General features: G+C 59.6%; 10 protein-coding genes. 6 read left to right on the top strand and 4 right to left on the bottom strand.

Annotated features, from left to right (window positions below):
* Window positions 1-3 precede the first annotated feature (3 nt).
* The gene (rpoZ, locus tag HY2_RS01345) at window positions 4-354 is read right to left on the bottom strand and encodes a DNA-directed RNA polymerase subunit omega (protein ID WP_034794718.1); all 351 of its coding nucleotides are present in this window, start codon (window positions 352-354) and stop codon (window positions 4-6) included.
* A gap of 155 nt (window positions 355-509) precedes the next feature.
* Between rpoZ and HY2_RS01340 the strand changes: the two genes are divergently transcribed.
* The 6 genes from HY2_RS01340 to HY2_RS01315 all read left to right on the top strand — a co-directional run bounded on the left by HY2_RS01340 (window position 510) and on the right by HY2_RS01315 (window position 7,058).
* The gene (locus tag HY2_RS01340) at window positions 510-1,916 is read left to right on the top strand and encodes an amidohydrolase (RefSeq protein WP_081814859.1); all 1,407 of its coding nucleotides are present in this window, start codon (window positions 510-512) and stop codon (window positions 1,914-1,916) included.
* Window positions 1,917-2,122: 206 nt separating this feature from the next.
* Window positions 2,123-3,265 carry a quinolinate synthase NadA gene (nadA, locus tag HY2_RS01335; protein WP_034823930.1) on the top strand — a complete coding sequence of 381 codons (1,143 nt, stop codon included), beginning with the start codon at window positions 2,123-2,125 and terminating at the stop codon, window positions 3,263-3,265.
* 66 nt (window positions 3,266-3,331) lie between these two features.
* On the top strand, window positions 3,332-3,799 hold the full coding sequence (locus tag HY2_RS01330) for a hypothetical protein (RefSeq protein WP_034823928.1): 468 nt from the start codon (window positions 3,332-3,334) through the stop codon (window positions 3,797-3,799).
* Window positions 3,800-3,802: 3 nt separating this feature from the next.
* Entirely contained in the window at window positions 3,803-5,347 is a 1,545-nt protein-coding gene (locus HY2_RS01325) for an L-aspartate oxidase (protein ID WP_233346064.1), read from the top strand.
* Window positions 5,344-6,201, top strand: coding sequence for a carboxylating nicotinate-nucleotide diphosphorylase (nadC, locus tag HY2_RS01320; protein ID WP_034823926.1), 858 nt, complete (start codon window positions 5,344-5,346; stop codon window positions 6,199-6,201). The genes HY2_RS01325 and nadC overlap by 4 nt, the downstream gene beginning before the upstream one ends.
* Before the next feature lie 47 nt (window positions 6,202-6,248).
* Entirely contained in the window at window positions 6,249-7,058 is an 810-nt protein-coding gene (locus HY2_RS01315) for an SDR family oxidoreductase (RefSeq protein ID WP_034823924.1), read from the top strand.
* Between the two features lie 84 nt (window positions 7,059-7,142).
* Here the strand turns inward: HY2_RS01315 and HY2_RS01310 are convergent, their stop codons facing one another.
* The 3 genes from HY2_RS01310 to glyS form a co-directional block, all read right to left on the bottom strand.
* The gene (locus HY2_RS01310; protein WP_233346065.1) at window positions 7,143-8,258 is read right to left on the bottom strand and encodes a cell wall hydrolase; all 1,116 of its coding nucleotides are present in this window, start codon (window positions 8,256-8,258) and stop codon (window positions 7,143-7,145) included.
* Between the two features lie 428 nt (window positions 8,259-8,686).
* A complete protein-coding gene (ppdK, locus tag HY2_RS01305) occupies window positions 8,687-11,401 on the bottom strand; it encodes a pyruvate, phosphate dikinase (RefSeq protein ID WP_233346683.1) in 2,715 nt (904 codons plus the stop codon).
* 181 nt (window positions 11,402-11,582) lie between these two features.
* Window positions 11,583-13,832, bottom strand: a complete 2,250-nt coding sequence (gene glyS, locus HY2_RS01300; protein ID WP_034823922.1) for a glycine--tRNA ligase subunit beta — start codon at window positions 13,830-13,832, stop codon at window positions 11,583-11,585.
* Window positions 13,833-13,845: the final 13 nt, after the last annotated feature.

Genomic DNA, 13,845 nt, shown 5'->3' with positions numbered 1-13,845 from the left:
CTCCTACAGCCGGTCGTCCCGTCCGGACTCCAGCTCAGCCTGATAAGCACGCATAACGTCTTCTTCCGTAGCAGTCGGGGCCGCTTCCAGAGCCTGACGGTCAGCTTCGCGCTCATTCTCTTCACCGGGACGGATGTCCTGCAGGTTGGAGATCAGGGCTTCCTTGACCACTTTGAGATCAACCGACTCATCAGCAATCTCGCGCAGAGAGACGACCGGGTCCTTGTCATTGTCACGATCCACGGTGATCGGCGAACCTTCGCGAATCATGCGGGAACGGTGAGCAGCAAGCAGGACGAGCTCGAAACGGTTCGGGACCTTTTCGATGCAGTCTTCAACGGTAACGCGGGCCATGGGCAGCAAATCTCCTTTGAACCGCCCCTTATATGCAGCGCAGCACTCGGGCGCAACCCAGCGATTACCGCTGATTGCAGGTGATTTGTATCCCCCTTGGCATAAGGCAAAAGCCGGTTACGGTACAGACATACCAAGATCTGGAGGCTGACCCAATGCTACGTACCGCTGCCCTGACTTCGCTCGCCCTTGTTCTTGCCACCTATGGCGCGGGACAGATGCAACCAGCATCCGCAGAGGTCGCACCGTCTGAAAGCGCGAGTTCCCGCGAAAGCCTGCCCCATGCAGACCCTGCACTAATCGAGATCTACAAGCAGTTGCACGCCAATCCAGAACTGTCCTTTAAGGAAGCCAGATCCTCCGCGCTGATGGCCTCGGAACTGAAGAAGCTGGGCTTTGAAGTGACCACGCGGATGGGTCAGGACTGGGTGGTCGACAAAGCAAAAAAGGATGTTGGCGAAGTCAAAGAAGGGGTCGGCGGCTATGGCGTGGTCGGCGTTTTACGCAATGGCGACGGCCCGACAGTCCTGATTCGCGCCGACATGGACGCCCTGCCTGTGCCGGACAATACCGGCTTCCCGTTTGCCTCGAAGATCGAGTCCACCACTTGGACCGGCGTGGAAAGCCCGGTCATGCATGCCTGCGGGCATGACATCCACATGACGAGCTGGATCGGCACGGCCCGCGAACTGGTGGCCAACAAGGATAAATGGCGTGGTACGCTGGTCATGATCGCGCAGCCTGCTGAGGAGATCGGTTTGGGCGCGCAGGCCATGCTGGCCGACGGGCTATTCAGCCGCTTCCCGAAACCTGACTACAATCTGGCCCTTCACGTTTCCGCTTCGGCCCCGGCCGGCACGGTCGTCTACACAAAGGGCTATGCCATGGCGAATGTGGACAGTGTTGACATCAAGGTGAAAGGCGTTGGTGGCCATGGCGCCTATCCGCACACCACGCGGGACCCGATCCTGATCGGCTCTCAGATCGTTGTCGCGCTGCAAAGCCTTGTCTCGCGCAATACCAATCCGCAGGATTCTGCCGTCGTGACGGTCGGCTCGTTTAAGGCTGGCGCCAAGCACAACATCATTTCCGACGAGGCCACATTGCTGCTGACCGTGCGCTCCTATGATGATGCGACGCGCAAAATGCTGCTGGACGGCATCGAGCGGATCGTGAAGGCCGAGGCCATGGCGTTCGATGCGCCGGAACCGGAAATCACGGTGGAAAAAGACTATACACCGTCCCTGTTCAATGATGCGAATCTGACCGACAAGGCCGCCGCAGCGATTGCCAAGGCGATCGGGCCCGACAATGTTAAGGAAGTGCCCGCCGTGATGGGCGGCGAGGATTTCAGCCAGTATGGCCGCACCGGGGAGAAAATTCCCGGCCTGCTGTTCTGGATCGGCGCAGTCGAGCCTACGAAATACGAAGCCTCGCAAGACGGCAAGCTGCCCCTGCCCTCTCTACACTCGCCTTACTTCGCGCCGGATTACAGCCCGACAATTGCGACAGGCGTTGAGGCCATGACAGCCGCCGCCATTGGACTGTTTAACGAAGGTTAAGTCTGAATTTACGGGTTTTGACTTGCCCGAAGCTTCTGCTGGCGCTAAATTCGTTTTGCTCAGAGTGCGCAAAAGTATAAAATTTTTGTCGCAACTCTCCCCTGCTTCCGGACGTTTGAAGGCCAATCCCCTTGAAACGCGAGGTTTCAGGACCACATTATACTCAGATCGAGCAAAAGTGCGGTCTGATACGACGGAGGACGACAATGGCACGTCTTATTGATTCTGGCCCTGGCTGCCCCACTCCAACCCCGCTCCGCGGTGCCTCTGCCGCAGAAGCGCGCGGCTTGGCCTATGACGAAGCCGTCAAGGCAGAGACGGATGATCTTTACCCGCTGGTGCAGGATTTCATCACGCCAATGGAATGGCCCGCCATTGCGCCGTTTGTGGCGGCGATCAACCGCCTTAAGGCGCAGAAAAACGCCGTCATCCTGGCGCACAACTATATGACGCCGGACATTTTCCGCCTGGTCGGCGATTTCCGCGGTGACAGCCTGCAGCTGGCCCGCGAAGCCTCCAAGGTGGATGCCGACATAATCGTGCAGGCCGGCGTGCACTTCATGGCCGAGACCTCCAAAATCCTTGCGCCTGAGAAAACCGTCCTGATCCCGGATACACGGGCTGGCTGTTCACTGGCTTCCTCCATCACAGGCGCAGATGTGCGCCTGATCAAGGAGAAGTATCCGGACTATCCGGTCGTCACCTATGTGAACACGACGGCTGACGTGAAAGCCGAGTGCGACATTACCTGCACCAGCTCCAATGCAGCTCAGGTCGTCGAGGCAATTGCCAAGGAATGGAACACCGATACCGTAATCATGGTACCGGACCAGTATTTGGCGAAAAACGTCGCTGCGCAGACCGATATCCGCATCATGACCTGGCCAGGCGCCTGTGAGGTGCATGAAATGTTCAGCGCCGATGATGTGAATCAGCTGCGCGAGGCCCATCCGGGCGTCGTGATCCTGGCCCACCCAGAATGCCCCCCGGACGTTCTGGAAGCGGCTGACTATGCCGGCTCCACCGCTGCACTGGCCAATTATGTCTCCGAGAAGAGCCCGAACAAGGTGGTTCTACTGACCGAATGCTCCATGAGCGACAATGTCGCCGCAGAGAACCCCGGCGTGAACTTCATCCGTCCGTGCAATCTGTGCCCGCACATGAAGCGCATCACACTGGAGAACATCTATGACTGCCTCGTCAATGGCGAGTACGAAGTCACCATCCCGGAAGATGTGCGCATACGCGCCAAGAAGGCCCTGGATGCCATGATGGCTCTACCGAAAATGGACAAGCCGCTGGACTTTGTGACCGGTCTTGAACCTCTCGAACTCGAAATGGTCGGCTAGCAGCCAAACAGTTGTACAGACTATGGGGACGGGCTTAATGTATCTTCGGGCGCAAGGAGAGGTAGGATGTTCCGAGGCATTACCCGTCTCGCCGCATTGGCAGTGGCTGTCCTTATGGTCAGCACACCTGCCTATGCCGGGACCAATGAAGATGGAGACCCCATAGATGTGCTGGGCACATGGAGCTTCCAGACAAAGCCCTATCGCAATGGGCAATGCATGATGTCTGGCACAATGTATCTGTCTCCTCACCCCAATGAGGGGGAGTATGAGTGCGAGCTGACCGCTGTGGAAGTTTGTTCCATGTGGGGCCGTTCTGTTGTGCGCCAATCCTGCAAGGCCCGCCGTTTTGGCAACCAGATTTCCATCCGCTCCCAAGTCGAGGAAATGCTGGAAGCCAAGGTCGAGGGCCTGATCTATGTGCCGGACAATTTTACCCTGACTGTTCAGTCTGCGGATCGCATGTTTGGCGCTCTGGTCTCGGCAGTGACGGCACCGGCGGAATTCCGCCGGGCCAATGAAGGCATTTCCTGACCCGTGACCGCCCCCATACCCCAGACACTGACAGCCCGCGGGCCAGTCCAGGATGATGTATTGATCGTTGGCGCAGGCCTCGCCGGTCTGTTCCTGGCGCTGCAGCTGGCGCCGCGCCCATGCACGGTCATATCACCTGCCCCGTTGGGACAGGCCGCCTCGTCTGCCTGGGCGCAAGGCGGACTGGCCGCCGCGCTTCATCCCAAGGACAGCCCGGCACAGCATGCCGCAGATACGGTGGCCGCTGGCGCAGGCCTGGTTGACCCGATCATTGCCCGCCTGATTGCCGAGGAAGGCCCGGCCCGTGTACGCGATCTCATCGCGCTGGGCGTACCTTTTGATCGCACACCCGATGGCGCGCTGGCCCTGTCGCTGGAAGCGGCGCACTCTCACCCACGCGTCGCGCGTGTGGCCGGTGATCTGGCCGGCAAAGCCATCATGGACGCGCTGGTCGCTGCCGTGCATGCCGCCTCGCACATCCAGATCATCGAAGGTGTACGCGCCACGGGCCTGCTGCAGGACGAGACCCGCCGTGTGGCCGGTGTGATCCTGCGCGACCGAGACGGCACGCTCAGCACACACACAGCCCGCGAAACTGTTCTGTGCACAGGCGGCTCTGGCGGCCTATTCCAGGTTACGACGAATCCGCCCGAAGCCCGCGGCGATGCCGTTGCCATGGCCTGGGAAGCGGGTGCCCTGATTGCGGACCTGGAATTCGTCCAGTTTCACCCGACTGCCATCGACATTGGCCGCGACCCGGCACCTCTGGCTACCGAAGCGCTGCGCGGTGAAGGCGCAACCCTGCACAATCGCGACGGCACGGCCTTCATGGCACGTTATCATGAGCTGGCCGAACTGGCACCACGGGATGAAGTGGCCCGGGCGGTCCACACAGAACGCATGTCGGGCCGCGGCGCATTTCTGGATTGCCGCAAGGCCGTCGGCGCGCACTTCCCTGAACACTTCCCGACCGTCTTTGCCGCGTGCAAATCCGCAGGTATAGATCCGCGAACGGACATGATCCCGATTGCCCCCGCTGCGCACTACCATATGGGCGGAATTGTTCCGGATTTTTGGGGCCTTTCGACGCTTGACGGCCTATCCGTCTGCGGAGAATGCACGTCCACCGGCGTTCATGGCGCCAACCGACTGGCTTCCAACTCCCTTCTGGAGGCGGTTGTTTTCTCTCACAGAATCGCCGAAAGGCTGCGTGAGACGAACCTCTCCGATCCGGGCAGCGCCGAAGGTCATGTGCCAGCCGCCCTGCCCCATGCGGCCCTACAGACATTGCGCAAGGCCATGTCGGAAAAGTGTGGTGTAGTACGCGATGAGACCGGCATGAACGAGGCGCTGAACCTGATCCTTGATCTGCGCGATCAGTATGGGCCCGCCCGCGCCATTACAACATCACGCCTGATTGTCACCTCTGCGTTGAAACGCAAGGAAAGCCGTGGCGGTCACTACCGGTCAGATTATCCTGATACGGGCGAACCTCATCGGCAGTTCATTTTGAAAGATACCCATACTGAGGAACCCATACCTGCATGAGCCCTGTTCCCCCGCCTCTCCCAAGCATCATTCTGGACCCGATCGTGCGCCTGGCACTGGCCGAAGACCTTGGCCGCGCCGGAGACCTGACAACCGATGCCACGATTGCGCCAAATACACAGCTAAGCGTTGTCATCGCTGCGCGTAAGCCAGGTGTAATTGCCGGGCTGGATGCTGCTGCGCATGCACTGACCCTGGTAGACCCGTCTGTCTCGCTTAAGATTGTCCTACAGGATGGCTCCTCCATCACGCCCGGTGATGTCGTGGCCAAACTCTCCGGCAGCGCACGCTCTATCCTCACGGCGGAGCGTACCATGCTGAACTTCATCGGACGACTGTCGGCCGTTGCCACCCTGACTCGTACCTATGTCGAGAAAATCTCTCATACCCGCGCCCGGATTGTCTGCACACGCAAAACCACACCCGGCCACCGCGCGCTGGAAAAGCGCGCCGTGCGATGCGGCGGCGGCACGGCTCACCGCTATGGCCTGGATGACGCGATCCTGATCAAGGACAATCATATCGCGGCATGCGATGGCTCCGTCGAGGTCGCGATGCAGCGCGCCAAAGCCTATGCAGGCCATCTGCGCATGATCGAGATCGAGGTGGACACACTGGAACAATTCCAGGAGGCGTTGAAGCATGCACCTCACGCGATCCTTCTGGACAATATGGATACAGCAACGCTTCGGCGTGCCGTTGATATGAATGAAGGCCGTGTCACGCTGGAAGCCTCCGGCGGCGTAACTCTGGAGACTGTTGCCGCAATTGCCGAGACAGGAGTCGATTTTATCTCTGTCGGCGCACTGACCCATTCCGCACCTAATCTTGACGTGGGCATGGATGTCGTCTGACACTGACTGAAAGGGCATGAGTCCCTGACAGCAGGAAGGAATTGCCCATGTCACACGCAAGCGGCCGAAAGAGTATTTTCATTACAGGTGCCGCCTCCGGCATTGGCGCAGAAACGGCCCGGCTCTTCGCCAAGCGCGGCTGGTTCTGCGGCCTCTATGATGTCAACATGGATGGAGTGAGCGCCGTTCAGGAAGAGATTGGCGAAAAGAACTGCATCACGGCCCAGCTGAATGTCTGCTCCCGCGATGACTGGCGCGCCGCCGTGAAGGCGTTTGGCGAAGCCACCGAAGGCGCGATGAACGTGCTATTCAACAATGCCGGCATTGGCCGTCATGGCTGGTTCGAGGATGTTTCCGGCGAAGACAATGATTCCATAATCGACGTGAATGTGAAGGGCGTGATCAATGGCGTTCAGGCCTGCCTGCCTCTGTTGAAGGCCACTTCCGGCGCTCGCATCGTCAACACGGCCTCCACTGCCGGCATAGTCGGATCGCCCCAGCTGGCAGTGTATTCAGCGTCGAAATTCGCCGTGCGAGGCCTGACGGAGGCCCTGGATGCCGAATTCCGCGACCTGGATATCCGCGTCACCAGCCTGATGCCCTGGTTCATCGAGACTCCCATTCTGGAAATGGGCGACCGGGACGGCTCCAATCATAAAATGTCTGACCAGCTCCGCGAAGCCGGCATGAATGTTTACCCGGTCTCCATGGCCGCCGAGCGCGCTTGGGATGCTGCGCATGGCAAGGACGTGCACTATATGGTCGGCAAGGATGCAGAGCGCGCTAAATTCATGAGTCGCTGGCTGCCCGGTGCCATCCGAAAACGTGTACGCGAAGGCGTGCCGCCGCGCGACTAGACCGCCACCTTTCCTATGCAAAAACGAAAAAAGCCACCGATGGATGTCGGTGGCTTTTTTGATGTTGGTTGATACGCCGCGAAACTAGTTCATGCCGCCGTAAGCGGTCGAACTGGAGGACATCGCAGCTTTCTCGGCCTGAGCAGCCGTGTAAGCCGCAACAGAATCCTTCGGCGGGAGCTTTTCAGACACCGGCACATCGGATTTAGAACTTGCCGCCGTGCGCACCGTGGTCAGGCGCGGGGCACCATTGGTGATTGTGCGGGTTGAGGTCGTGACCGTTGCCGGGGCAATTGTCGGCGCATCCACGCCAGCAATTCTTGTATCCTGGCCGTCTGCAGAGACAGTGCGAATGATAGACGTAGCCGCCGCATTCTTGTCTTCTGCTGCCATGATGACCTGCTCGCGCTTGTTATTGTAGTCGCGTCGGACTTTCGCCCACTCAGACCCGCGCGGGAAACGATAGAAGACATGCAGACCAATCTTGTCGGTCTTGATCAGGCCAGCGCTCCAGATCGGGTCTACATAAGTGGCATGATAGTGCGTGGCACCGCCGGTCCGTTCCTCATTCAAATTCATCAGAACATGGGCAGCAACCTTCTGGGCGCTTTCCCAGTTGCGGCCACGTGGCTGGCGGTTCAGCGCGCCATCGCAGGTAAAAGTGAACTGACATCCTGTTGTGCGCGTTGCACCTTGGAACACAACATCACAGATACTGTCCGGATAACGGTGGTCGCGGACACGATTCTTGATGACTTCGGCAACAGCGAGCTGGCCTTCGAGAGATTCTGTCCCGGCTTCGTAATAAACAGCCTTGGCCAGGCAGTCGGCCTCGGTGTTGATCTTTTCGGCGCGCTTGATGTGCTCCGGACGGAAAGAAACGAGAGAAGACAGCGCGGCACCATCGCGGTCGCGCATGGCGTAACGGCTCATGGAGGAGTCCGTATCGCGCTTGAGCGTATATTCCACCGTGCGGATCCACGGGGAATCCAGCAAGCGCGGCGTATGCGGGTCCGTACGGACCGTAACACCGCCATCTTCAATAGAGGCAAGACGTACTGCTTCGGCCCGGAAATCAGCTTCAGCCCGCTTTTCGAGCTGAACGTCGCCCAAGACCGGCAAGGTTACAGTCGCAGCGACGGCGCAGACCGCAATGGTAGCCCCTCGCACGATTATATCTCGCTGCTCTTCGTTCGTCATAGCCATCCACCAACGCTTGAGCTGCCCTTGGAGCCCACGCATTGACGACAGCGTCGCCCTTCGTGGTTGAAGAACCCTTAACATCACCGCTCCCCAATCCCCCGGCAGACGATATCTTCCGTCACTATGACCCGGGTGTTTTTGGTTTGACTTGTTAACTTTCGAGGTGGTTTTCACCCCATCTGCACTGGGGATATGCATCCCACGCGCTAACTAGCAAGAAGCTCGCCAGTTCGGGGAGTGACATTTCTGTCAGAATGCAATTACGCGAATTTCATAAATAAAGGCGTCACCTCACAAGGTGACGCCCAGTATATTGTATTTTCGAGGAATATTTCCTCAATTTTTACGAATTTTGACGCACTGCAAAAACACTCGTGTGGTCAAAATACAACACTCAAATACTGCCGATTCGAGCGCCTGGATGCCTATTTGTGCGATTCCTTAAGGGCCGCATGTGCCGCTGCGAGACGCGCAATCGGCACCCGGTAGGGCGAGCAGGACACATAATCGAGGCCCGTGCGGTGGCAGAAATTAATGGATGCCGGATCACCGCCATGCTCTCCGCAAATCCCGAGCTTGATGCCCGGACGGGTGCTGCGGCCACGTTCCGCAGCCATACGAACCAACTCACCAACACCCACCTGATCGAGGGTCACAAAGGGGTCTTTTTCGTAAATTCCCTTGTCCTCATAGACTTTCAGGAAGCGCCCGGCATCATCGCGCGAGATGCCCAGCGTGGTTTGCGTCAGATCATTCGTCCCGAAGGAGAAGAAGGCCGCTGACTGGGCGATCTCACCGGCCTGCAGCGCAGCGCGCGGCAGCTCGATCATCGTGCCGACCATATAGTCCAGGGTCACACCGGTCTCTTCGAAGACAGACTTGGCCACATCATCCACCACCGCTTTCAGAATGGCGAGTTCCTTATGGGTCGCGACAAGCGGGATCATGACTTCCGGGATCGGCTTACGGCCTGTTTCGCCAGCCACTTTCACAGCAGCTTCGAAGATGGCGCGGGCCTGCATCTCATAGATTTCAGGATAGGTGATGCCCAAGCGGCAGCCACGGTGGCCCAGCATCGGGTTGCTCTCGTGCAGTTCCCCGGCGCGCTGGCGTAGAACGTCAACGCTGACCCCAGAAGCCTTGGCGACATCTTCCATGTCCTCATCGGTGTGAGGCAGGAATTCATGAAGCGGCGGGTCCAGCAGGCGGATCGTGGCCGGGCGGTCTTCCAGAATGCGGAAGATCTCCTCGAAATCGCTCCGTTGCATCGGCAGCAATTTGTCCAGCGCGGCACGGCGGCCGGATTCATTCTCCGCCAGGATCATGGCGCGCACTTCCGGGATACGCTCTGCTTCAAAGAACATGTGCTCTGTGCGGCAAAGGCCGACGCCTTCTGCGCCGAATTCAACAGCTGTGCGCGTATCGAGCGGTGTTTCCGCATTCGCCCGCACTTTCAGTTTACGGGCCTTGTCGGCCCATTCCATCAGCAGGCCGAAATCGCCGGAGAGGTCTGGCTGCACCATCTCAACAGCGCCCAGCATCACCTGACCGGTCGCGCCATCCACGGTGATAATGTCACCCTTTTTCACTTCACGGCCCATGACGCGGAATACGCCATTCTTGCTGTCGATCTGCAGGCCACCGGCACCGCAGACGCAAGGACGGCCCATGCCGCGCGCCACAACGGCGGCGTGGCTGGTCATGCCGCCGCGCGCTGTCACGATGGCGCGGGAAGCGTGCATGCCCTTGATGTCTTCCGGGCTGGTCTCGATCCGCACGAGAATAACGTCTTCGCCTTTCTCGGCCATATCCCAGGCCTCATCGGATTCGAACACGACCTTACCAACGGCTGCACCGGGGCTGGCCGGCAGGCCGGTGATGATCACATCGCGCGCGGCCTCTTCGGAAATGGTCGGGTGCAGCAGCTGGTCAAGCTGTGACGGCTCCAGGCGCAGCACGGCTTCTTCTTCCGTCACCAGGCCTTCGCGGGCCATGTCGACCGCGATCTTGAGGGCGGCAGCGGCTGTACGTTTGCCGTTCCGGGTCTGCAGCATGTAGAGGCGGCCATCTTCGACCGTGAACTCCAGATCCTGCATGTCCTTATAATGTTGCTCCAGCGTGTTCGCGACATCGCGCAACTGGGTGTAGACTTCCGGCATGGCCTCTTCGAGGGGCGCATCTTCGGAGCCGAGCTTGTCGGCACGTTCGCGGGAGATCGGCGCCGGCGTGCGGATACCGGCCACAACGTCTTCGCCCTGCGCATTGATCAGATATTCGCCATAGAAAACCGGATCACCATTGGATGGGTCACGCGTAAAGGCCACGCCGGTGGCGGAGGTTTCGCCCAGATTGCCGAACACCATGGCCTGAACGTTCACAGCTGTGCCCCATTCTTCCGGAATGTCGTTCAGCTTGCGATATGTGATCGCGCGGTCGTTCATCCAGGAGCCGAACACGGCGGTGATGGCGCCCCAGAGCTGTTCCTTCGGATCATCCGGGAACGGGCGTCCGAGATTGTGCTGAACCGCAGACTTGTAGAGCGTGATGATCTTCTTCCAGTCATCGGCCGTCATCTCGGTGTCGAGATCATAGCCCTGACGGTCTTTGTAATCGTCCAGGATGTGCTCGAACTCGTCATGGCTGATGCTCAGCACGACATTGGAATACATCTGGATGAAGCGGCGATAGGAATCATAGGCGAACCGCTCACCAGCCTTTTTGGCGAGGCCCGCAGCCGCCGCCTCATTGAGGCCGAGGTTCAGAACCGTATCCATCATGCCGGGCATGGAGGCACGCGCGCCGGAGCGCACGGAAACGAGCAGCGGGTTTTTCGGATCGCCAAAGCCCTTGCCGGTTTCCTTCTCGACCGCTTCCAGCGCGGCATCGACCTGCGCTTCCAGCGTGTCTGGATATTTCCGGTCCAGCTCGTAATACGCCGTGCACACGGCGGTGGTGATCGTGAAGCCAGGAGGCACCGGCAGGCCAAGCTTCGCCATTTCCGCGAGGTTTGCGCCCTTGCCGCCCAGCAAGTTCTTCATTGAAGCGTCGCCATCTGCGCTGCCGCCACCAAAAGCATACACCCAGGTTTCATCTGCGGTCTTAAGTGCTGCTTCACCCATGAATTCTGCCTTCCGATACATGTCTGTGTCCCCTGAGCTTACCCCGGGGCGATTTGCAATTCCTATGCTGCATTGCAGCGCCATTGGCCAGTGTCCGATAGGGCACTGGAGGTGTGACAACGTTGTTTGTGACACATTGGCGCTATTGCAGGCAAAAGCGCCGTTCCACACTGGGACAGCACCGCTGCGGGCTTAACCGAGATCAGCCGTCTATCCGTGAGAAATCCGCCACGCGGTGCAGCGTGTCGCGGATTTGTGTGAGCAAAGCGAGGCGATTCGCGCGTACGGCGGCATCGTCATCATTCACCATCACGCCCTCAAAGAACGCATCGACCGGCCCGCGCAGTTTGGCCAGCTCGGCCATGGCACCGGTGAAGTCTTCCTTCTCAAGCGGCGTTTCGATGGCGGCCTGGACCTCGGTCAGCGCCTTGGCGAGGGCCTGCTCCTCTGCCGGGCCCTTGGCGATGAGGTCAGCATTGACGGAGAGGTTTTCAGGCAGTTCGCCCTTCTTCTCTTCGGCGCGCAGGATGTTCGCCGCGCGCTTGTAGCCTGCGAGCAGGTTTGCGCCGTCTTCAGTATCCAGGAACGCCCCCAGCGCTTCAACGCGGCGCGTGATGAGTACCAGATCGTCCTCACCGAGCGCGAACACGGCGTCGATCAGATCATGGCGCTGGCCTTGGTCGCGCAGGTATTGCTTCAGGCGGTCTGCGAAGAAAGAGAGGAGGTCATTGTGCCAGCCTTCAGTCGACCGAAGCAGCTCGTTAATTTCTTTGTCTTTGCGCGACTGTGATGGCTGAGACTCTTGCACTTTGATTTCTTTAAGAGTCTTCTCCGCGCGATCAAACGCACCTGATTTTACAAGTTCTCTGAGCTCGCGAACTTTGACATCGCCGTTCTCAAGTTCTGCAGCCGCATTTTGAAGAATCGTCAAAATGACGTGGATAGAGTGACTCGCAGATTCACTGCGAAGTCTTAGTCGAATCCCATTGTCCAATACAATCCGAACCACGCCCAGCGCCGCCCTGCGAAGAGCAAACGGGTCTTTTGAGCCAGTCGGTTTCTCATCAATCGCCCAGAAGCCGACCAGCGTGTCGAGCTTGTCGGCGAGGGCGACGGCGATGCCTACCGGGTCGGTTGGCACAGTGTCGCTCGGGCCCTGCGGCTTGTAGTGATCGCGGATCGCATCGGCCACGGCTTCCGGCTCACCCGCTTCCAGCGCATAATAGCGGCCCATCACGCCCTGCAGTTCCGGGAATTCGCCGACCATTTCCGACACGAGGTCTGCCTTGGCGAGACGTGCGGCGCGCTCGGCCAGGTCCGGATCGGCGCCCACTTTCGGGGCGAGTTCGCGGGCCAGCGCCGCCACGCGCTCAACCTTGTCGCCCAGCGAGCCCAGCTCTGCCTTGAAGGCAATCGTGGACAGTTTCTCCGCCATCTCTTCCAGCGGCTTCGCCTTGTCGAGATCCCAGAAGAAGCGCGCATCATCAAGACGCGCAGACAGGACGCGGGAATTGCCCTCGGCCAGCTTCTTGCCGCCATCAGCCGCGTCAATGTTCGCCACGACAATGAAGTTCGGCGCGAGCTTGCCCGTCTTCTTGTCGTTCACCGCGAAGTATTTCTGGTGCGTGCGCATGGACAGCTGGATCACTTCCGGCGGCAGGGTCAGGAAGTCCGGGTCCATATTGCCGAGCACGACGACCGGCCATTCGGCGAGGCCTACAACCTCTTCCAGAAGGCCCTTGTCTTCAATCCATTCGAGGCTCGCTTCGGCGCAGACTTTCTCAATGCCGTCCAGGATCACCTGACGGCGCTCATCGCGCGTCAGTTTCACATGACCTGCGCCGCTCAGCTGGGCTTCATAATCCTTGCGTCCGGTGACGGTGTAGGGCCCGCGGCCATGCACGCGGTGGCCTTCTGTCTCGTTGCCGCTGGCCAGGCCATCAACATCGAAGGGCACGACCTGCCCGTCCAGCACGCAGGTGATGCGCTGCAGCGGACGCACCCAGCGCAGCTCTCCCGCGCCCCAGCGCATGGATTTCGGCCAGTGGAAGCCGCGAATGATAGCCGGAACGGCTTCTGCAATAATATCTTTCGCATCACGACCCGGCGTCTCGATCACGGCGACATAGAAGTCGCCCTTCTTCGGGTCGGAACGGACTTCGGCCTGGCTGATGTCGCTGAGGCCAGCGCCGCGCAGGAAGCCTTCGACGGCCTTCTCCGGCGCGCCGACTTTCGGGCCCTTGCGCTCTTCCTTCACATCGGCGGAGCGATCCGTCAGGCCGTCCACGAACACGGTCAGGCGGCGCGGCCCGGAGGCCGTCTCCAGCGCAGACCAGCTGAGGCCCGCTTCGCCCAGCGCCTTTTCCAGCGCCGCGCCGAGATCGCTCTCGGCCTTCGCCTGCATGCGCGCGGGGATTTCCTCGGAGAAGATTTCAAGAAGCAGCTCAGCCATTATGGGGTCCAGC

It is taken from the genome of Hyphomonas pacifica (assembly GCF_000682675.1).
GTDB lineage: Bacteria > Pseudomonadota > Alphaproteobacteria > Caulobacterales > Hyphomonadaceae > Hyphomonas > Hyphomonas pacifica.
This window is presented reverse-complemented; position numbering and strand designations above follow the sequence as displayed.